The organism is Nocardia sp. CA-135398, assembly GCF_050955845.1.
Lineage (GTDB): Bacteria > Actinomycetota > Actinomycetes > Mycobacteriales > Mycobacteriaceae > Nocardia.
In genome coordinates this window covers 8,302,746-8,321,676 of the sequence record NZ_CP192084.1, presented here as the reverse complement: position 1 = coordinate 8,321,676, position 18,931 = coordinate 8,302,746, and the positions used below count along the sequence as shown (strand labels likewise).

The following is an 18,931-nucleotide window of genomic DNA, read 5'->3' as shown; positions in this document are numbered from 1 at the left end:
TCCTCGTTTTGGGGGAATTACATGCGTGATGTTTATTCGACTGATTCCGTAGCTGGCAAACCTCGCCTACACTCATTCGCATCGGCTGCTGTCGAGTGTCCCGCAGCACCTCACTCGCCGGCACGGGTTTGTGTTCGAGTGCAAAAGGGGTTGTGACACAAATGGATTCGCGGACTGTCGCTTTGATAAGAACCACGTTCAAGGCGGTTGCTGCGGAGGAGGGGGGTCCGGCCAAGCTGGCCAGTTCGTTCTACGCAATCCTGTTCACGGACTATCCCGCCGTCCGGGATTTCTTCCCCGCGGCGATGGATTCCCAGCGTGACCGATTGGTCAAGGCCATCTCCTATGCGCTGGATCGGCTGGAGGAGCCGAACAAGTTATTGCCATTCCTCGCCCAACTCGGGCGCGACCACCGCAAGTACGGGGTACAGGCCGCGCATTACCACGCCGTGGCGACCTCGTTGAAGTCCGCGATGCGGATTTTCGCGGGCACCGAGATGTGGACCGATGAGGTCGAGCGAGCATGGGACGAGGGCCTGAAGATCATCGGCGAGACCATGATCGGCGCGGCCGAACAGGAATCGACACCGCCGGTCTGGACCGGAACCGTCGTCGAACGCCGCGAGGTGCTGCGCAATCTCGCCGTGGTGCGGCTGCAATTGAATCAGCCGATGCAATACGCCGCGGGCCAATACATCAGCGTGCAGATCCCGGCCAGGCCGCGCATGTGGCGCTATCTGTCCCCGGCGGTGCCCGCGAATGCGAACGGGGAGATCGAATTCCACATCCGCGGCGTGCTCGGCGGCTGGGTCAGCCCGGCCATTGTCGGCCACACCAATATCGGTGACCAGTGGCTGCTCGGTTCACCGCTCGGCGGACTCGGTGTACCGCGCAATGTGAAACGGAAAATGCTGATGGTCGGCTGCGGTACCGGCATCGCACCCCTGCGCGCCCAGCTCATGGCGATGGCACAACGGCGCGTCAACCCGCGGGTGCATCTGTTCGTCGGCGGCCACCATCCCTGTGACCTCTACGATCTGGACATCCTGAGCCAACTGGCCACCGCCAACAAGTGGCTCACCGTCACGCCGGTCACCGAGAGCGATGAAAACCCCTGGTGGTATCTGGATTCCGGCGAACCGGAGCACCCTTGGCCGGGGCTGGAAGCCCGGATGACCGGCCAGATAGGCAAGGTCGTCGCGAGCTACGGCTCCTGGTCCGACCGGGATGTGCAGATAGTCGGATCACCCTCGATGGTGCAGACCACCAAGTTCCGGTTGATGGCCGCCGGAACGCAGACCAAGAACATCCGACACGATCCGCTGTTTTGAGTTATCGGCACCTCGTAAGACTCGCTCTGTTGTGGTTACAGTCCCTCGAATTGGATATTCGCGGCGGGGGTTCCGGTCTCGACGAGCCGATCGAGCGTCACGCGGACCATGTTGGGTGAACCGCAGACCAGCACCTGATGTTGGTCGAACGCACCGTGCGACCCGACGACATCGGCGAGCGTGCCGAAGAGCATATCGTCGAGCGGGAATCCGATATCCACGCGCGACTGCTCGTACCATTCGTCGACCCAGCCCGGATCCTCCGGACTCTCGACCACGGGAATCACCGTGAGCCAAGGCAATTCGTTCGCCAAGAGGAACAGCATGTCATCGGCGTACAGGTCGCGCGGGGAGCGCCCGCCCACGAACAGGTAGGTGGGCGGCGGATCCTCGTGCCGGGCGAGGTCGAGAATCTGGGAGCGCATCGGGGCCAGCCCGGTGCCGCCCGCGATCATCACCACCTCGTCGCCGTACGGGTCGACGGCGAGAGTGCCCATGGGAGCGCTGATCTGCCATTCGTCGCCAGGTCGGGTGTCGGCGACGATACTGCCGCTGCACCAGCCGCCCGGCACCGTGCGCACATGGAATTCCATCTTGCCGTCCAGCGACGGCGGCAGCGCGGGGGAGAGCCGACGGCGCATCCCCGGATGCTGCGGCACCCGGACCTCGACGGATTGTCCCGCGAGAAACGGGACGTACTCGCCGATCAGGCGGATCACCGCGATGTCGTGGCGCAGCCGGTGGTGACCGACAACGGTCGACTTCCATTCGGGCGCCGCACCGTTGCCGTGCGGGCTCGGATCAATTGTCATTGCTTCTCTCACACGGGATCTGAGCTGATCACCGACTCGGGGGTGCCCACCGCCATGAGAGCGCGGCGGGTGTCGGCGATCATGCGGGCCGAACCGGCGATCTGGATCTGCCGGTCGGCCCATGAGCCGAAGCTGGCCACGACCGCGCCCAGATTTCCGATCAGGCGGCGGTGCATGCCGTACGGCTCGTCCTGCGGTGGATGTGGATACCACCACGGGTTGGTCTTCTGTTCGCAGACCGGGACCACGGTGAGCCACGGATTGCTCTGCGAGAGCTGCCACATATTCTCCACGTCGTACAGATCGCAGGGATAGCGGCCGCCGATGAAGAAGTGCACGCGCGGATTGATGCCGCGCTGACCCATCTCGATCAACTGGGCGCGCAGCGGCGCGATGCCGGTGCCCGCACCGATCAGCAGCACGTCACGGCCGCTGTCGCGATCGATGTGCAGACCACCGAGCGGTCCGGCGATCATCCACCGATCGCCGACCCTGGTCTCGTTGACGATGGCCGGGCTCACCCAGCCGCCGCGAATCTTGCGGACGTGGAATTCGATTTCGCCGTAGGGATTCGCCGGAATCGCGGGCGAGAGATAGCGCCACATCTTGGGGCGCTGCGGCAGCGAGACCGGTACGTACTGTCCGGCCTGATACGGAATCGGACTGTCGGACTGGAGCCGCACGATGGCCAGATCCTCGAGCACCCGACGATGGCCGACCACGGTCGCATCCCAGTACGGCTGCGATTTATCGGAATTGGCGCCGATGGCCATGGAGGCGGAGATGAGGATGGTGATATCGCGCCAGCCCTCCTCGAGCGCGCGATTCCACATCGGACCGTTGAAGACCCGGAAGGCGGCGAGTAGCGCCCGCCCCGCGATGTCGTAGTGCGCGGCGATGACACCGTATTTGCGGTGATCGCGCGCCAACTGCTCCAGGAACTTCTGCGCCCGCCCCCAGTCCTCGAGATTGTCGAGCACGTAATGGATGGCGGTCACTACCCGCTTGGCCTGCATCTCCATCGCGGGCGGGAACAATTCCCGCAGCTGCGGCTTCTCCGCAAACAGGTGACCATAAAACGCACTGATCAACCGCTCGGGTCCGTTCGGCGACTCGATCACCGATCGGAAGTTGGCGCGGACCAGCGCTGCCGAACGCGCATCCACGACGTGGAGCTTCCTTTCCCTCAAAATCTGCCCAGGGACATGTCCGTAACCGGCGGTCCTCCGCCGTCAAGTATCCCTGAAAATCACGTGGTCGTGTGGGTATGACCGATCACGCCCGGCCAACGGTAATCCGTGGGCAAATCGGGGCTGGTGTGGGCCGGACATGCAGGATATCGCGAGCCCGATCGCTCCGGGTTACCGCCGGGTCAACTCGCGACGTTCGCGCGCACCGCGGGCGCGACCAATTCGGCGTAGCGATGCACCTGGTCGACCGGGTCGCCTTCGGTCGGCCAGAAGATGAAGCCGTCGATGCGCTGGTCGCGATGCAGCGCGGACAGATCGTCCACCCAGCGCTCGGGCGGGCCCTCCAGGAAGCCGTGGTCGGTGCCGTCGGTGGTGATGGTGCCGGAGAGGTTGTAGACCCGGCGGATGGCGCGCGGATCGCGCTGCGCCGCGGCGGCCGCATCGTCGATGCGCTTACCCGCCTCGGTCAGGAATTCGGGCGGGGCCCAGGCCGCCGAGGGCAGCCAGCCGTCGGCGCGCTGTCCGGTCAGCGCGAGCATGTGCGGCCCCTTCGCGCCGAGCCAGATGCCGGGATCGTGTTGCGGCCGCGGGCCGGGGTGAGCGCCGGCGAGCAGATGGTATGTGCCGGGCACCCGGACTGAACGTTCGTCGCTCCACATGGCCCGGATGACCGCGATGCCCTCGGCCAGCGCCCGGACCGATTCGCCCGCGCTCAGGTGGTAGCCGCCCATGGCGGCGATGGCGGCCCAGAAGGCGCCGGCGCCGAGTCCGAGGTGGATCCGGCCGCCGGTCATGATGTCCAGGGAGGCAACGGATTTCGCGAGTACGGCGGGATTGCGCAGTGGCAGGTTGGCGACATCGGGGAAGAAGGTGAGTCGCTCGGTGCGCATGGCCAGGCCGGTGATCAGGGTCCAGGTGTCGAGGAAGCGACGCTGGTAGGGATGGTCCTGGACGCCGATCAGGTCGAGTCCGGCGCTCTCCGCGTATGTCGTCAGCTCGGTGAGCTGCTTGTAGTTGTCGGCCTCCGGAAGCAGGAAGAGGCCGAATTCGGGTGGGCGTGCTGAGCCCTTTTTTCGGGCGGCCACCTGAGCTCAGATGGCTAGCACGGTTTTGCCCCGCGCGCCCAACGCGCCGATGACCGAAGGGCCCTGGTCCAGCGGGACGGTCGCGTCGATCGGCACGACCACATCGCCGGCGGCGACCCGCGCGAGCAGTCGGGTCAATTCCGGTGCACGTCCGGAGGATTCGATATTGCCGCCCTTGATGCCCCGATCGCGCAGCGCGTCCGGATCGGCGGACCAGATGGTGGAGTAGACCGTGCCGCCGTCGCGGACCAGCGCCGTCAGTTCGGCCAGCGCCTCGGGTGGACTCACCAGATCGAACAGCGCGTCGACGCCGTCGGGATGGGCGGCGGCGACCTGTTCGACGACCGGACCCCGGGTGTAATCGATGGTCTCGGCCGCGCCGAGCCTGGTCATCTGATCGGCGACCGCCACGCGCGCCGTCGCGATGACGTGCGCCCCGGCGATATTCGCCAGCTGCACCAGGAAGGACCCGACGCCGCCGGTGGCGCCGACGATCAATACCTTCTGGTCCGGCTCGATCTTGGTGGCGTCCACGATGTCCTGCGCGGTTATGCCCGCGGTCGGCAGCGCCGCCGCCGCCACGGTCGGCACCCGGTCCGGGATGGGGACCAGGGTGGCGTCCTCGGGCAGTACCGAATACTCCGCGAAGCTGCCGTGGCCCGCGGGCGGGTACAGGAATTTGCCGACAACGCGGTCGCCGACGCCGAATTTGGTGACGCCGGGGCCGACCGAGGCCACCGTGCCCGCACCGTCGACGCCGAGGATCATCGGAAAATCGTGTGGCAGCTTTCCTTCCAGAATGCCGCCTGCCATCTTCTGGTCGAAGGGGTTCACCCCGGCCGCTTCGAGCTGGACTCTGACCGCGCCCGCGCCGGGTTCGGGTGTCGGCATCTCGGCCAGTTCGGGTGTTGCTCCGAAGCTTCGTACCACGATCGCGCGCATACATCGCTCCTCGAGTCGGGCTGGATTGTGATGCATCAACCATCGGCCAAGGCCATCGTAGGCATCGCGGTGCCATGGACCCGGCGATTGATGCCATTCGGCAGTGTCGCGGCGTAGCGTTCAAGCCGAGTCTTTACCGGTATCGGGCGCTCCGCTCGAGCGATTGAAGTTGAGTGGAACAGACTCAACCTTTCCGACGTTGGATAGGGCGAATCGACTAGTAGGAAGGTGACTTGTGGACTCGTTCAATCCCACCACCAAGACCCAGGCGGCCCTGACCGCCGCCCTGCAGGCCGCCTCGGCCGCGGGCAATCCGGAGATTCGTCCGGCGCACTTGCTGGTGGCGTTGCTGGATCAAACCGATGGCATCGCCGCCCCCTTGCTCAAGGCCGTCGCGGTGGATCCGGCGACGATTCGACGTGAGGCACAGGACATCGTGGACAGGCTGCCTCGTGCGACCGGTGCGACCACTACTCCGCAACTCGGCCGCGAGGCCCTGGCCGCGATCACCGCAGCCCAGCGCCTCGCCACCGAACTCGGCGACGAATACGTCTCCACCGAACACGTCATGGTCGGCCTGGCCGACGGCGATTCGGATGTGACCATGCTGCTGAAGAAGTACGGCGCGACCCCCGAGGCGCTGCGCGAGGCCTTCACCGCCGTGCGCGGCAGTGCGCGGGTCACCAATCCGGATCCGGAGGGCAGCTACCAAGCGCTGGAGAAGTATTCGACCGATCTCACCGCGGCCGCCCGCTCCGGCAAGCTCGACCCGGTCATCGGGCGCGATACCGAAATCCGCCGTGTCGTACAGGTTTTGAGCCGTCGCACCAAAAACAATCCGGTGCTGATCGGCGAACCCGGTGTCGGTAAGACCGCGATCGTCGAGGGCCTCGCCCAGCGCATCGTGGCCGGTGATGTGCCGGAGTCGTTGCGCGGCAAGTCCGTTGTCTCGCTCGACTTGGGCGCGATGGTGGCCGGTGCGAAGTACCGCGGCGAATTCGAGGAGCGGCTCAAGGCCGTCCTCGAGGAGATCAAGAGCAGTGCGGGCCAGATCATCACCTTCATCGATGAGCTGCACACCATTGTCGGCGCGGGCGCGACCGGTGAATCGGCGATGGATGCCGGAAATATGATCAAGCCGATGCTCGCCCGCGGTGAGCTGCGGCTGGTCGGCGCCACCACGCTGGATGAGTACCGCCAGCACATCGAGAAGGATGCCGCACTGGAGCGTCGCTTCCAGCAGGTGCTGGTCGGCGAGCCGTCGGTGGAGGACACCATCGGCATCCTGCGCGGCATCAAGGAGCGTTACGAGGTGCACCACGGTGTGCGCATCACCGACTCCGCGCTGGTCGCCGCCGCCACGCTCAGTGACCGCTACATCACCTCGCGGTTCCTACCGGATAAGGCGATCGACCTGGTCGACGAGTCGGCGTCCCGGCTGCGCATGGAGATCGATTCGCGCCCAGTGGAAATCGACGAGGTCGAGCGCGCGGTGCGCAGGCTGGAGATCGAAGAGGTCGCGCTGGAGAAGGAGACCGACGCGGCCTCCAAGCAGCGGCTGGACAAGTTGCGCCAGGAACTCGCCGACGACCGCGAAAAGCTCAACCAGCTGATGACCCGCTGGCAGAACGAGAAGAGCGCCATCGATCAGGTCCGGGTGCTCAAGGAGGAGCTGGAATCGCTGCGCGGTGCGTCCGAACGCGCCGAGCGCGACGGTGATCTCGGCAAGGCGGCCGAACTGCGCTACGGGCGCATCCCGGCATTGGAGAAGCAGCTCGCCGAGGCCGAAAAGGCCTCAGCCACAGCCGGTGACGGCGAAGTGATGCTCAAGGAGGAGGTCGGCCCCGACGATATCGCCGAGGTGGTCTCGTCCTGGACCGGTATTCCGGTCGGCCGGATGATGGAGGGCGAAACCCAGAAACTGCTGCGGATGGAGCAGGAGCTGGGTAAGCGCGTGGTCGGTCAGGCCGAGGCGGTGCAGGCGGTTTCCGATGCGGTGCGCCGGGCGCGCGCCGGAGTCGCGGATCCGAACCGGCCGACGGGTTCGTTCATGTTCGTCGGCCCCACCGGTGTCGGTAAGACCGAGCTGGCAAAGGCGTTGGCGGACTTCCTGTTCGATGACGAGCGCGCCATGGTCCGCATCGATATGAGCGAGTACAGCGAGAAGCATTCGGTCGCTCGGCTCGTCGGCGCCCCGCCCGGCTATGTCGGTTACGACCAGGGCGGTCAGCTGACCGAGGCGGTGCGGCGGCGGCCGTACACGGTGGTGCTCTTCGATGAGATCGAGAAGGCGCATCCCGATGTCTTCGACATCCTGCTAGCCGTACTCGACGAGGGTCGCCTGACCGACGGCCAGGGCCGCACGGTCGACTTCCGCAACACCATCCTCATCCTGACCTCGAATCTGGGTGCGGGCGGCGAGCGGGAGTTCGTCATGAACGCGGTGCGTTCGGCCTTCAAACCGGAGTTCCTGAACCGCCTCGACGATGTGGTCATGTTCCATGCCCTCGACGAGGAGCAGCTGGAATCCATCGTCGATATCCAGCTCGACCAGTTGCAGAAGCGACTGTCGCAGCGCCGACTGAAGCTGGACGTCAGCGATTCGGCCCGGTTCTGGCTGGCCGTGCGCGGCTACGACCCGGTCTACGGCGCCCGCCCGCTGCGCAGGCTGATCCAGCAGTCCATCGGTGACACCCTCGCCAAGGAACTGCTCGCCGGTGAGATCACCGACGGCGACACCGTCGCGGTCAATGTCTCCCCGAACGGCGAGGGCCTGATCGTCGGACGCGGCTGAAATAGCGGCCCGGCTTGCGAAAAGCCCGCAGCTGGGCCGCCTCGGTCACCACCACGCAGCGAGTCTTACGAGCGACCGTTCGCGGCCCGTCTCGCGTCCGCGCCACAGGCGCGGCCATCGAACACAGCCGAGTCGTCGAAGCGCATGCGCCGCAGGCCCCGGCACTCGATCACCCCGCATGCGTGCACCAAGTGCCGAACACTCCGCCGTCACCGACCACGGCGGAGCGAGTCTTACGAGCGACCGTTCGCGGCCCGGCTCGGACGCGAGACATCGTGGGGGCCGCGAACACGCGGCGCCGCAGGCGCCGCAAAAACAACAGAGCCTACCCTGGAGGGCATGAGTAGTCCCAACGATCCCTGGGCTCAGCGACCGGAGGATGCGCCGACGGAACATATCGGTCCGTCGGGTAAGTCGGGATTCCAGCCGTCCTCGCATACGACCGAATACACCGACGCGTATGGCCACGGCGATGCGACGTCGGTGTATCCGTCCGCCGAGCGATACGACCCGTGGGCTCCGCCCCTGGTCAATGCGACAAAGGAGTTCTCGCCATACGACAGCCAGGTCCAGTGGGGCGGACCGGAAGGCGGCGGGTGGCAGGAGCCGACCCAGGTCGGTGCATACGGTCAGCCCGGCGCGCCGTATCCGCCGGGACCGCCGGGTGGACCGTTACCTCCGGATCAGCAACCACCGCGCAAGCGCAACGCCGGCCTGTGGATCGCCCTTGGACTCGGGGTGATTCTGTTGCTCGGCGCGGTCAGTGTGGTCGCGGGGATGCTGCTCGGCGGTAAGGACACCTCATCGAGCTCAGCCGCCAGCACCTCGGCCGTCCCGACCGCGGGCCGATCCACCGGCACCGCGCCCTCGGGCGGTCCGTCCTCCCCCCGGGTCCTTCCGAGCATTCCGGGACTCGGCGGCATCGATGACCTCGGCGCGACCATGGGCACCATCACCGCTAATGCCGGTGGCCAATTGACCCTCGACACTGTCGGCGGATCCGCCGTGACGGTACGCACCACCGATAAGACCCAGGTGATCTCGATGAACGGGTCCAAGGCGGCCGAGCTTCCGGTCGGTGACATGGTCGTGGTGCAGGGCGATAAGGCCGCGGATGGTTCGATCGACGCGAAGATCATCATCAGCACCGCACTGCCCGGAGGCACGCGGTGAAATATCGGCGGGCAGTGCTGCGCAATAGCCCTGTCGGCTCTATAGGGTAGGCGACGATGACGGCAATGTGGTTCGGGTTGGCGGCGATCGCGCTCGTTGGTGCGATCGTGCTGCTGTATTTCGATCGGGTCCAGCGGCAGCGGACCGGTCATGCGCGCCAGGTGTGGGCGAAGGCCCAGGGCTATACGTATGTGTCGGTGGAACCGGCACTGGCGTCCACCTGGCGCCGCGGTGCGTTGGCCAAGCTCGGCTACCTGTCCGCGGTGGATGTGGTGTCCGGCATTCGCAAGGGCGAGAAATTCGTGCTCTTCGATCTGGAAGACGCCGCGACGCTGGTCGCGGTGCGCAGGCAGATCGGCTCCGATATCGATGTGGATATGCGGCTCAAGACCGCCTCCCCGCCCAAGGATGCCGATCTGGAACTGCTCGGCGCGATCGGTGATCGGGTGGTGTTCGCGACCAATCCGGAGATCGCCAGGCACGCTGTCGACCAGCGCATGGTCGCCTTCATCGAATCGCTGCCCGACACCGTGCAGATGCTGTGGAGTGAGGGCAACTGGACCCTCGGCATGCTGAATGTCGGTACGGTGGCCAAGGATTGGGAGACCGCCATCGATGCGGTGCTGCGGCTGTCCGGTCTACTGCATGTGCTGCCGCCGGTGAGCGATGTGCGCGGGGTGGATTCCGGCGGTCACGATCCGGGTCGACCGCATCCGCGCAAGCGCCCTGGTGATCGGGAAGAGGCGGATCGTCCGGTCGCCGCGCGGGTCGCGTCGGCGGATCTGCGCAAGCGCGCGGACTTCGACGACGAGGACTACGACGAATCGCCTTATGACGGAGACGATTTCGAACGTCCGAAGTACCGTGAGTACTCCGATGACGACTACTACGACGAGGAACCGGCCGCCGATCCGGTGACTCCGGAGCCGCCGCGTCGCCCCAGTCTCGCTGTCGTCCCGGATGCCCGCTCGCGGGCCCGCGACGAGCGCTGGGCGGCCGAACCGGATGACGACTGGTCGCCGCAGGACCGCCCGGCCCAGCGCGAACCCGCCGGGTCCGAGCCGGATGAGGACGAGTGGCACTCTGCCGAGCGCACGCCGGATCAGCCCGGCGGTCCGTTCCATCCTGGATTCCGCCCGTATCAGGGACCCGTTCCGCAGTGAGCGGGCACAGCGCCCCTTCGAACCGGATTGCGCAATGAACGACAGTCCCGCGCGCCTGCCCGGTGCCATCCGCCCCGTCGCGCTGATCACCGGACCGACCTCCGGCATCGGGCACGGATTCGCCGTGCGTTTGGCGGCACTCGGCTATGACCTGGTGCTCGTCGCCCGCGACAAGGACCGGCTGAACGCACTCGCCGCGGAATTGGAGCGGAAATTCGCGACCCGTTCAGAGGTGCTCGTCGCCGATCTGGCCGATACCGAAGATCGGGATCGGGTGTCGGCCCGCGCGGCCGACGGCATCGAATTCCTGGTGAACAATGCCGGATTCGGCCAGTCGGGGGAGTTCTGGACGCAGCCGCCCGCCGCGGTCCAAGCGCAGCTCGACGTCAATGTCACCGCGGTGGTGCAGCTCACCAGGGCCGCGCTGCCGTCGATGATCGCGGCCGCGAAGGGTTCGATCGTCAATGTGGCCAGCGTGGCTGGTCTGATCCCCGGACGGGGCTCGACCTATTCGGCCTCCAAGGCCTACGTCGTATCCTTCACCGAGGGGCTGGCGGGCGGACTGGCCGGAACCGGAGTTCGGGTCCAGGCCCTGTGCCCCGGATTCGTGCATACCGAATTCCACGAGCGGGCCGGTATCGAGATGTCCTCGCTGCCGAAACAGCTGTGGCTGAGCGTCGACCAGGTGGTCGCCGGTTCGCTACGTGATCTGGAGAAGGACCGGGTGCTCAGCGTGCCCGGTGTGCAGTACAAAGTGCTCACCACCGCCGCCGGGATGATCCCGCGAGCCCTGGCGGCCCGACTGAATCGCGGCATATTCAACGCACGCGGAAGGACTTGACAGACATGATCGACGAGGCGAACAAGGCCGCCGTTTCGACCGACGATCGCGATAGATTGGCCGCACTCGTACGCGAGCTCGCGGTCGTACACGGCCGCGTCACGCTGTCCTCGGGCAAGGAGGCCGACTATTACGTCGACCTGCGCCGCGCCACCTTGCACCACGATGCCGGGCCGCTGATCGGCAAGCTGCTGCGTGAACTGGTGGCGGACTGGGATTTCGAGGCCGTCGGCGGACTCACCATGGGGGCGGATCCGGTCGCGCTGGCCGTCATGCACGCGCCCGGCCGTCCGATCGACGCCTTCGTGGTGCGTAAAGCCGCCAAGACCCACGGTATGCAGCGCCAGATCGAGGGTCCGGACATCGTCGGCAAGCGGGTGCTAGTCGTCGAGGACACCACGACCACCGGAAATTCACCGCTGACCGCCGTGCGCGCGCTGCGCGAGGCCGGTGCGACCGTCGTCGGCGTCGCGACCGTGGTGGACCGGGAGACCGGTGCCGATCAGGTGATCGCCGCGGAGGGCCTGGAGTACCGGTCCATCCTCGGATTGAAGGATCTCGCCCTCGGCTAAGCTGCAATTGCGGTCCCGGGTCGCAATCGCTGGTGGTCGGAGCTTGGAATTGGTCTGAAACTCCGACAGCGGTGCGACCCGATGAGGGGGCGTGTTCGAGACAGCGAAGGGTCGTGTGAGTTACCTGTGGTGAGCATTGCAGTCAATAAGAGCCGTGCGAATGTCGCGATGCTCGGCATCGGTGCTTACCGTCCGAAACGCCTGGTCAGCAATGAAGAGGTGTGCGAGGTTCTCGATTCGACCCCGGAGTGGATCTACGAGCGCACCGGTGTGCGCAACCGTCGGTGGATCAGCGGCGACGAAACGCTGCAGTCGATTTCGGCTGCGGCCGGTGAGCGCGCGATCGTCAACAGCGGCATCGACCGGTCCAAGATCGGCGCGCTGATCCTGGCCACCTCGAGTTGGTTGACGCTTACTCCGCACGGCGCCCCCAAGGTCGCCAATGACCTGGGGATGAATGGGATCGCGGCCTTCGATCTGACCTCCGGCTGCGGCGGTTTCGGCTATGGTCTCGGCGTCGCCGCCGACCTGATCCGGTCAGGATCGGCCGAATACGTGCTGCTCATCGGTGCCGAGACGATGACGGTCGGACTCGATCCGACCGATCGTGGCACCGCGATGATCTTCGGTGACGGTGCGGGCGCGGTGGTGGTCGGCCCGAGCGAGGAGAACGGCATCTCCCCGACGGTGTGGGGCAGCGACGGCGAGAATGCGTCGGCGATCGAGCAGGACGTCAACTTCCTGGAATACATGGAGAAGGCGCAGCGGCTGCAGGGCACCGATCCGGCCGTCGAGCCCATCGGCCGGATGTCGCTGCGGATGGAGGGGCCGCGGGTATTCCGTTGGGCGGCGGTCACTTTGCCGCGCGCGCTGGCCTCGGCGCTCGAGGTCTCCGGTGTCTCCAAGGACGATATCGAGGTCTTCATTCCGCATCAGGCCAATGCCCGCATCAACGAGTTGATGAAGAAGAACCTCGGACTGGCCGATGACATCCCGGTGGCCAATGACATCGAGAACACCGGCAATACCTCGGCCGCCTCCATCCCGTTGGCGATGGAGGAGATGTTGGTGACTGGTAAGGCCAAGGGCGGCCAAGTGGCGCTGCTGCTCGGCTTCGGTGCGGGTCTGAGCTATGCGGGCCAGGTGGTCACGCTGCCGCCCGCGCCGAAAGAGCCGAGCTTCGGTGTCTGATTTGCGGCTTTCGCGGGGCGTGCGTCCGTTCCGAGCGGGGTTTGTGGTGGCTGCCGCGTTGACCGTGTATGGCGCGGTCACCGGCCGTGACAAGCTGCAATGGGTGGCGAAGCCGCTGCTGATGCCGCTGTTGGCGGCGGATGTGGCGACCGATCGGACGGTGTCGGATCCGGTCGGTCGGACAGTTCTGCTGGGTTCCCTGGGTGCCGCGACCATCGGTGATGTGCTGTTGATCGAGCCGGATAATGATCGGCGGCTGATCGCGGGGGCGTCCTCGTTCGCGGTGATGCAGACCGGATATTCGGTGCTGTGGTGGCGGCGGGGTGGACGGCCCCGTCCGGAGATCGCGATTCCACGGCTGCTGGCCTGGCTCGGCGCCGCGGCGCTGATGCGGACCGGGGCGCCGACCGTCGCGGCTCCGCTGACGGCCTACGGTGCGACGCTGGGCAGTGCGGCGGTGCTCGCCTCCGACCCAGGTTTGGCTCCGGGCGCGAAAAATATTGCCGGACTGAATATTCCGAATTCCGATCCACGTAGTCGGCTCGGCCTCGGTGCATTGCTGTTCACGGTTTCCGATGGGTTGATCGTGCTGCGGCGGCTGTTCGCGCGCAGTGCGCGTTCCCGGCGGGTCACCGAGGGCGTCATCCTGGCTACCTATGCGGCCGCGCAATATCTGCTCGCGGACCCGCGAGCGCATGCACGGGACTGACCTCGCGCCCGAAAGCTATTGCCCCAGAACGAGAATGATCCGATCCCGATTTTCCGGATCGACTCGGATGGAGATGGTCTCACCGACCGCCAGTCGCGGCTTATCGGCCGGGGTGACATCGAAAACGATGGTGCCACGGTAACTTTCGGATCCGGGTACAACGAGCTCCAGATCGAATTCGGTCAACTCGGTGTGATGATCGGTGCGCTGCAGCGTATGCGCACCCTCGATGGTCGCCCACCCCTCCAGCCCGTGCCGCCACAGCTGCCGATCCGCGCGCGATGGCCGAGCGGCCAAGAGCATTCCGACGCCCACGCATGATCCGAACAGACCGACCAGCGCGACGATCTGAAACGGCTCGGTCCCGGGCGGCGTATGCGGTAGTAGCCAGCCCAGCCAGAATCCGAGCACGATCAAATACCCGGCGGTCACCCCGAGCACTGTGCGGAGAACGCGTGCGTGATCCATGCCAGCCTCCACCCGACTGCCCTGCATCTCCAGAATAGGACCGGCCACCCTGGCGTGAATGCGCCTTGACCAGAACCGTGACCTGCCCGTTTTCGCCGCGCCCGGCCGTCCGTCCCCTCCGATGGGCGACCGAGTGGTCCGCGAGCCCGTAATGCTTCCCGGTCACGACTCGCGGCGGTGCCGTCGAACCATACGGTTCTGCCGAGCACCGCGGTAATACCGCTGATCAATTGTCCGGCAATGCTTTTGGTCAGCTGATCGAACTGCTTACCAGCATGCGGATGCCTACAGCCCGGCCGCGCTGACCTGGTAGGCCGCCTCCATCAGCAGCCACCCCGACAGTTGCACCGACATATCGCGTTCGGGCACCCGCGACGAGGTCACCGAACCGCCCGCGGTGAAATGTCCGGCGCCGGACCGGCCGCCGGGTAATTGGGCGGGTTTGCTCCAGTCGTGGCCGAACAGCGGCTCGCCCTCGACGTCGAGCCGGTTCGCCCAAGCCGCCGCCGCACTGGCGCGGACCATGGCCGCCGCGGTCCGCCGGTCGGCGGCGTGTTCGCGCTCATCACCTGGCAGCATCAGCGCGACCACCGCGAGATACCGGGCCAGAATGCCGTTGAACAGGCCGCCGTCGCCACCACCGCCGCCATTGATCACCCCATTGGTGGTCATCTGCTCCTCGACCGCGGCGAGCAGTCGGTGCACCCGTTCGCCGTGCCGCGGCTCGCCGGTGTGCACCGCGAGTTCGGTCTCCAAGCCGAGCACCACGCCCTGGCAGTAGCTGAAGGTCGGGCGCTCGATCTCGCCGGAAGGCAAGTGGATGCCATCCAGGATCAGGCCGGATTCCTTGTCGCACAACCTCGCATCGATCCAGTCGGCCATTTCCTGCGCGCGGACGTGGCGGCCGAGCCGCAGCAGCGCGATGGCGGCCGGCCCGTTGGCGGGGGCATTGAAATAGTCCGAGTCGACCCGCCACGGCACACCACCGCCGCGTGCCGGATCCCAAGCGCCGTACAGCTCCTTCTCGAGTGCGACCAGAGCGCCGCGCGTCTCGGTGATGCCCTGGGTCCGCTCGGCACGCTCCAAAGCGATTGCCAGCCAGGCCATATCGTCGTAGTAGCTGTTGGTCCATCCGGTGATATTGCGCAGCCGATGCGCCCGCGCGATGGCGGCGATGCGCTTGCGCCGGGTCGGCGTCGGCACCCGGTTGGCGGCATCGACCGCGCAGTCGATCAGATGCGCCTGCCACCAGTAGTGCCAGGTCGCGAAGCCGCGTTCACGACGGGTCGCCGGCCAACCGACCACACCCAATTCGGTACCCGGCACGCCCCATAGCGCGCGTAGGTGCCGAGAGACGATCGCGGATTCGGCCATATCCGCACGCTCGGACCACAGCGCGGGCGTGGGGGCAGCATCGCGCCCGGTATCCGGGCTCCGCGAGGTCATGGGTCAATGGTGCCAGCTTCGTGCCGAATAATGCCGGTCTTTTCGTTACCAAGCTGACGTCAAATCGGCATGTTGCCGGATCCATGCGTGCATGGCGATACCAGCCGCGACTCCGGCATTGATACTGCGGGTCGAACCGAACTGCGCGATCGAAACCGTCAGCGCGGCCGCACCCTTGGCATGTTCGGTGACACCCGGTCCTTCCTGCCCGAACAACAGCAGGCAGCGGCGCGGTAACTCGACGGTTTCCAGCGGAACCGAGCCCGGCACATTGTCCACGGCGACCACGGTCAGATTTTCCCGCTCCGCGAAGGCGATCAGCTCGCCGATATCGGTGTGATGTTCGATGTGCTGATAACGGTCGGTGACCATGGCGCCGCGGCGATTCCAGCGCCGCCGACCGACGATGTGCACGGCGGCCGCGGCGAAGGCATTGGCGGTGCGTACCACGGTGCCGATATTCGCGTCGTGGCCGAAGTTCTCGATGGCGACATGGAACGGATGCCTGCGGCGGTCGATATCGGCGATGATCGCCTCGCGCGCCCAGTAGCGGTAGGCATCGACGACATTGCGGCGGTCACCGCCCGCGAGCAGCTCCGGGTCGTAGCGTGGATCATCCGGCGGGGCCTGCCCGTGCTCCTGCGCCCATGGCCCGACACCGTGCGGATGCTCGCCCCATTCGGTGGGGCCTGGCTGCTCGGCCGTATCCGGCGCGGGGTGGTTCACCCCGACGATGCTAATTCCGGCCGCGCCGCCACGTTCGGGTGGCCGGATTCAGTAGGTCGAGGACGAGGCGCCTATAACGGCGAAGACCGCAATGATGATGACGAATGCGAGGGTCACGACCAGCAGGATCGAGGCGATGATGCCGCAGATATATCCGGCCTGGACGCTGCCGCGACCACCGATGGCGCCGCCGGACGCGTCGATCTCGTTGAGCGCCTTCTTCCCCATCACCCACGCGACCGGGCCAAGGATCTGGCACATCAGCAGGCCGAGAATGCCGAGGATCATGATCGTGACGGCCTGCGGATGATCCTGCGGCGGACCATAGGCCGGGTAGCCGTACGGCGAACCGTACTGCGGCGGTGGCGGATAGTTCATGCGCAGGATGGTAATTGGTGGTGTAGCTGGCCACACCTCGGATTCGCCGGTCAGCTCGATCGAATGCCGAAGTGACCGCGACAACGATGGAGTCCATGACCGAGACCCGAACCCTCGTGCTCGACGCGCCCACCGGTAAGACCGGTCCGGACGCGCGAGCGGTGCTGCGCGCGATATTGCGGGCGCCGATCCAGGCCAGGACCTGGAAGCAACTCGTCTATGTATTCACGGTTTTCGCGATCGGCATGCTCGCCGTCTGCTATCTGTTCTTCGGTTTCGGCGGCGGTCTGTACGCCTCGATCTTCCTCATCGGTATTCCGATCCTGGCACTGGTGATTCTGGGCGCGCGGCTGTGGGCGAAGGTGTATCGCGCGCTGGCCAGGGATCTGTTGGATACGCCGGTGGACGCGCCGCCGCCATATGTCTCGCGGCCGGGCTTCTTCGGATTCCTGAAGAGCGCGTTCACCGATCGCGCGAGTTGGCGAGCCATGCTGTTCCTGTCAGCGCAGGCGGTACTCGGTGTGGTCGGCGGATATCTGGTGCTGGTCGTGGTGGCCGTGACGGTATTCACCGCGCTCTCGCCCATCCCGTGGGTGCTGTTCAACCCGACGAATATCGACGACAACGGTGTCGCGCACCATTCCCTTGCCCAGTTCGGATCCGTGTACATCGACACTTGGTCGCGGGTTTTGCTGATGTCCGCGGTCGGCATTATCTGCTGCTTCGCACTGCCGTGGCTGCTGCGCGCGGTGTGCTGGGTGCACGGACTGCTCACCATCGCGTTGCTATCGGCGACGGCGCGGGACCGGCAGCTGGTCGAATTGCGGGCGAGTCGGCGTGCGGCGGTCGAGGATTCGGCGGCGACGCTGCGTCGGGTGGAGCGGGATCTGCACGACGGCACGCAGGCGCGGCTGGTCACCATCGCCATGGCGCTGGGTCGGGCCGAGGAGCGGATATCCCTCGGCGGCGACGCACGCGACCTGATCGCCGACGCCCACGCCAATGCCAAGGAGGCGCTGACCGAATTGCGCGAACTCGTACGCGGAATCCATCCGCCCGCACTCGAATTGGGGCTCGAGCCAGCATTGGAGACACTGGCTTCGCGGTGTGCCGTTCCGGTGGAACTGCGAGTCCAGCTGCCGCAGCGGCCGAATCCGGCCATCGAGGCGATCGCCTACTTCTCGGTCGCCGAACTGCTCACCAATGTGGTCAAGCATGCGCATGCCACCAGTGCGTGGGTGTCGGTCGTGCCGACCGATGCGCACACCATCGCGGTCTCGGTGCGCGACAACGGGATCGGCGGCGTGCTGCCGCCGATCGATGGGGAACATGTCGCGGGTAGCGGACTTTCCGGGCTTGCGGCGCGGGCGCGTGCGGTGGACGGCACGCTGACGGTGCAGAGTCCGACCGGCGGACCGACCGTGGTGACCATCCTGCTGCCGACGGCCGGGCCGCGATGAGTACGCCGTTGCGGGTGGTCATCGCCGAGGACAATGCGATCCTGCGCGACGGGCTGGCCGGACTGCTGACCGAGCGTGGCCACGAGGTGGTCGCCATCGTCGGCGACGCCACCACCTTGAGCGATGTAGTCGGCACCTACCACCCCGACGTGGCGGTGGTCGACGTGCGCATGCCGCCCACCTTCACCGACGAGGGCCTGCTCGCGGCGATCGAGTTGCGCCGCAAGTACCCGCTCACCGGCGTGCTGGTGTTCTCGCAGTGGATCGAGACCCGCTATGCCACCGAACTTCTCGCGGGTGGCGCGAGCGGCGTCGGCTACCTGCTCAAGGATCGGGTGGCCGACGTGCGCGATTTCGTCGACGCCCTGGACCGAGTCGCCACCGGCGGCACCGCACTCGACCCGGAGGTGGTGAGTCAGTTGATGGGTGCTTCGCGCCAACAGGATTCGCTCGCCCGGCTCACACCCCGCGAGCGCGAGGTCCTCGAACTGATGGCACAGGGACTGTCGAACAATGCGATCGCGACCGCGCTCACGGTCACCGAGCGCGCGGTCGAAAAGCACATCGGCAACATCTTCACCAAACTGGATCTGCCGCCGTCGGACACCCACCACCGCCGGGTCCTCGCGGTCCTGCGCCTGAAAGGCTGA

At 66.3% G+C, this 18,931-nt stretch carries 18 protein-coding genes; 10 read left to right on the top strand and 8 right to left on the bottom strand.

Going from position 1 to position 18,931, the window contains the following annotated elements:
- Nucleotides 1-161 precede the first annotated feature (161 nt).
- Complete coding sequence (locus tag ACQP1T_RS36995) at nucleotides 162-1,331, top strand: FAD-binding oxidoreductase (protein WP_433757594.1); 1,170 nt, start codon at nucleotides 162-164, stop codon at nucleotides 1,329-1,331.
- 35 nt (nucleotides 1,332-1,366) lie between these two features.
- Here the strand turns inward: ACQP1T_RS36995 and ACQP1T_RS36990 are convergent, their stop codons facing one another.
- The 4 genes from ACQP1T_RS36990 to ACQP1T_RS36975 all read right to left on the bottom strand — a co-directional run bounded on the left by ACQP1T_RS36990 (nucleotide 1,367) and on the right by ACQP1T_RS36975 (nucleotide 5,360).
- Nucleotides 1,367-2,143 (bottom strand): FAD-binding oxidoreductase, encoded by a 777-nt coding sequence (locus tag ACQP1T_RS36990; protein ID WP_433757593.1) that lies wholly within the window; start codon nucleotides 2,141-2,143, stop codon nucleotides 1,367-1,369.
- An 8-nt stretch (nucleotides 2,144-2,151) separates the two neighbouring features.
- Nucleotides 2,152-3,309 (bottom strand): FAD-binding oxidoreductase, encoded by a 1,158-nt coding sequence (locus ACQP1T_RS36985; protein ID WP_062993357.1) that lies wholly within the window; start codon nucleotides 3,307-3,309, stop codon nucleotides 2,152-2,154.
- Nucleotides 3,310-3,515: 206 nt separating this feature from the next.
- Entirely contained in the window at nucleotides 3,516-4,418 is a 903-nt protein-coding gene (locus ACQP1T_RS36980) for an LLM class flavin-dependent oxidoreductase (protein WP_433757592.1), read from the bottom strand.
- A 6-nt stretch (nucleotides 4,419-4,424) separates the two neighbouring features.
- Nucleotides 4,425-5,360 (bottom strand): NADP-dependent oxidoreductase, encoded by a 936-nt coding sequence (locus tag ACQP1T_RS36975; RefSeq protein ID WP_433757591.1) that lies wholly within the window; start codon nucleotides 5,358-5,360, stop codon nucleotides 4,425-4,427.
- Between the two features lie 235 nt (nucleotides 5,361-5,595).
- Between ACQP1T_RS36975 and clpB the strand changes: the two genes are divergently transcribed.
- The 7 genes from clpB to ACQP1T_RS36940 all read left to right on the top strand — a co-directional run bounded on the left by clpB (nucleotide 5,596) and on the right by ACQP1T_RS36940 (nucleotide 13,803).
- A complete protein-coding gene (gene clpB / locus ACQP1T_RS36970) occupies nucleotides 5,596-8,154 on the top strand; it encodes an ATP-dependent chaperone ClpB (protein ID WP_433757590.1) in 2,559 nt (852 codons plus the stop codon).
- A 339-nt stretch (nucleotides 8,155-8,493) separates the two neighbouring features.
- On the top strand, nucleotides 8,494-9,327 hold the full coding sequence (locus tag ACQP1T_RS36965; RefSeq protein ID WP_433757589.1) for a DUF5666 domain-containing protein: 834 nt from the start codon (nucleotides 8,494-8,496) through the stop codon (nucleotides 9,325-9,327).
- Nucleotides 9,328-9,383: 56 nt separating this feature from the next.
- Nucleotides 9,384-10,490: a hypothetical protein gene (locus ACQP1T_RS36960; protein ID WP_433757588.1), complete on the top strand. Its 1,107-nt coding sequence runs from the start codon at nucleotides 9,384-9,386 to the stop codon at nucleotides 10,488-10,490.
- 34 nt (nucleotides 10,491-10,524) lie between these two features.
- Nucleotides 10,525-11,331, top strand: a complete 807-nt coding sequence (locus tag ACQP1T_RS36955; protein ID WP_433757587.1) for an SDR family NAD(P)-dependent oxidoreductase — start codon at nucleotides 10,525-10,527, stop codon at nucleotides 11,329-11,331.
- A 5-nt stretch (nucleotides 11,332-11,336) separates the two neighbouring features.
- Complete coding sequence (pyrE, locus tag ACQP1T_RS36950; protein WP_433757586.1) at nucleotides 11,337-11,903, top strand: orotate phosphoribosyltransferase; 567 nt, start codon at nucleotides 11,337-11,339, stop codon at nucleotides 11,901-11,903.
- 126 nt (nucleotides 11,904-12,029) lie between these two features.
- Nucleotides 12,030-13,094: a beta-ketoacyl-ACP synthase 3 gene (locus tag ACQP1T_RS36945; protein WP_062993349.1), complete on the top strand. Its 1,065-nt coding sequence runs from the start codon at nucleotides 12,030-12,032 to the stop codon at nucleotides 13,092-13,094.
- A gap of 19 nt (nucleotides 13,095-13,113) precedes the next feature.
- Entirely contained in the window at nucleotides 13,114-13,803 is a 690-nt protein-coding gene (locus ACQP1T_RS36940) for a lysoplasmalogenase (protein ID WP_433762516.1), read from the top strand.
- A gap of 15 nt (nucleotides 13,804-13,818) precedes the next feature.
- Here ACQP1T_RS36940 and ACQP1T_RS36935 read toward each other — a convergent pair whose 3' ends face one another.
- From ACQP1T_RS36935 to ACQP1T_RS36920, 4 genes are all read right to left on the bottom strand, one after another.
- A complete protein-coding gene (locus ACQP1T_RS36935) occupies nucleotides 13,819-14,271 on the bottom strand; it encodes a hypothetical protein (RefSeq protein WP_433757585.1) in 453 nt (150 codons plus the stop codon).
- A 285-nt stretch (nucleotides 14,272-14,556) separates the two neighbouring features.
- Complete coding sequence (locus tag ACQP1T_RS36930) at nucleotides 14,557-15,645, bottom strand: glycoside hydrolase family 76 protein (protein WP_433762514.1); 1,089 nt, start codon at nucleotides 15,643-15,645, stop codon at nucleotides 14,557-14,559.
- Between the two features lie 117 nt (nucleotides 15,646-15,762).
- Nucleotides 15,763-16,443 (bottom strand): TrmH family RNA methyltransferase, encoded by a 681-nt coding sequence (locus tag ACQP1T_RS36925; protein WP_433757584.1) that lies wholly within the window; start codon nucleotides 16,441-16,443, stop codon nucleotides 15,763-15,765.
- Nucleotides 16,444-16,491: 48 nt separating this feature from the next.
- The gene (locus ACQP1T_RS36920) at nucleotides 16,492-16,821 is read right to left on the bottom strand and encodes a DUF4190 domain-containing protein (protein ID WP_433757583.1); all 330 of its coding nucleotides are present in this window, start codon (nucleotides 16,819-16,821) and stop codon (nucleotides 16,492-16,494) included.
- 95 nt (nucleotides 16,822-16,916) lie between these two features.
- Here ACQP1T_RS36920 and ACQP1T_RS36915 point away from each other — a divergent pair, with 95 nt between their 5' ends.
- A complete protein-coding gene (locus ACQP1T_RS36915; protein WP_433757582.1) occupies nucleotides 16,917-18,281 on the top strand; it encodes a sensor histidine kinase in 1,365 nt (454 codons plus the stop codon).
- A complete protein-coding gene (locus tag ACQP1T_RS36910) occupies nucleotides 18,278-18,931 on the top strand; it encodes a LuxR C-terminal-related transcriptional regulator (protein WP_433757581.1) in 654 nt (217 codons plus the stop codon). Before ACQP1T_RS36915 ends, ACQP1T_RS36910 begins: the two co-directional genes overlap by 4 nt.

Excerpts from the sequence above, each read along its gene's own strand:
- ACQP1T_RS36995 (WP_433757594.1), top strand. The coding sequence starts at position 162 with ATGGATTCGCGGACTGTCGCTTTGATAAGAACCACGTTCAAGGCGGTT.
- ACQP1T_RS36990 (WP_433757593.1), bottom strand. The coding sequence starts at position 2,143 with ATGACAATTGATCCGAGCCCGCACGGCAACGGTGCGGCGCCCGAATGG.
- ACQP1T_RS36975 (WP_433757591.1), bottom strand. The coding sequence starts at position 5,360 with ATGCGCGCGATCGTGGTACGAAGCTTCGGAGCAACACCCGAACTGGCC.
- ACQP1T_RS36965 (WP_433757589.1), top strand. The coding sequence starts at position 8,494 with ATGAGTAGTCCCAACGATCCCTGGGCTCAGCGACCGGAGGATGCGCCG.
- ACQP1T_RS36960 (WP_433757588.1), top strand. The coding sequence starts at position 9,384 with ATGACGGCAATGTGGTTCGGGTTGGCGGCGATCGCGCTCGTTGGTGCG.
- ACQP1T_RS36955 (WP_433757587.1), top strand. The coding sequence starts at position 10,525 with ATGAACGACAGTCCCGCGCGCCTGCCCGGTGCCATCCGCCCCGTCGCG.
- pyrE (WP_433757586.1), top strand. The coding sequence starts at position 11,337 with ATGATCGACGAGGCGAACAAGGCCGCCGTTTCGACCGACGATCGCGAT.
- ACQP1T_RS36935 (WP_433757585.1), bottom strand. The coding sequence starts at position 14,271 with ATGGATCACGCACGCGTTCTCCGCACAGTGCTCGGGGTGACCGCCGGG.
- ACQP1T_RS36930 (WP_433762514.1), bottom strand. The coding sequence starts at position 15,645 with ATGGCCGAATCCGCGATCGTCTCTCGGCACCTACGCGCGCTATGGGGC.
- ACQP1T_RS36920 (WP_433757583.1), bottom strand. The coding sequence starts at position 16,821 with ATGAACTATCCGCCACCGCCGCAGTACGGTTCGCCGTACGGCTACCCG.
- ACQP1T_RS36915 (WP_433757582.1), top strand. The coding sequence starts at position 16,917 with ATGACCGAGACCCGAACCCTCGTGCTCGACGCGCCCACCGGTAAGACC.
- ACQP1T_RS36910 (WP_433757581.1), top strand. The coding sequence starts at position 18,278 with ATGAGTACGCCGTTGCGGGTGGTCATCGCCGAGGACAATGCGATCCTG.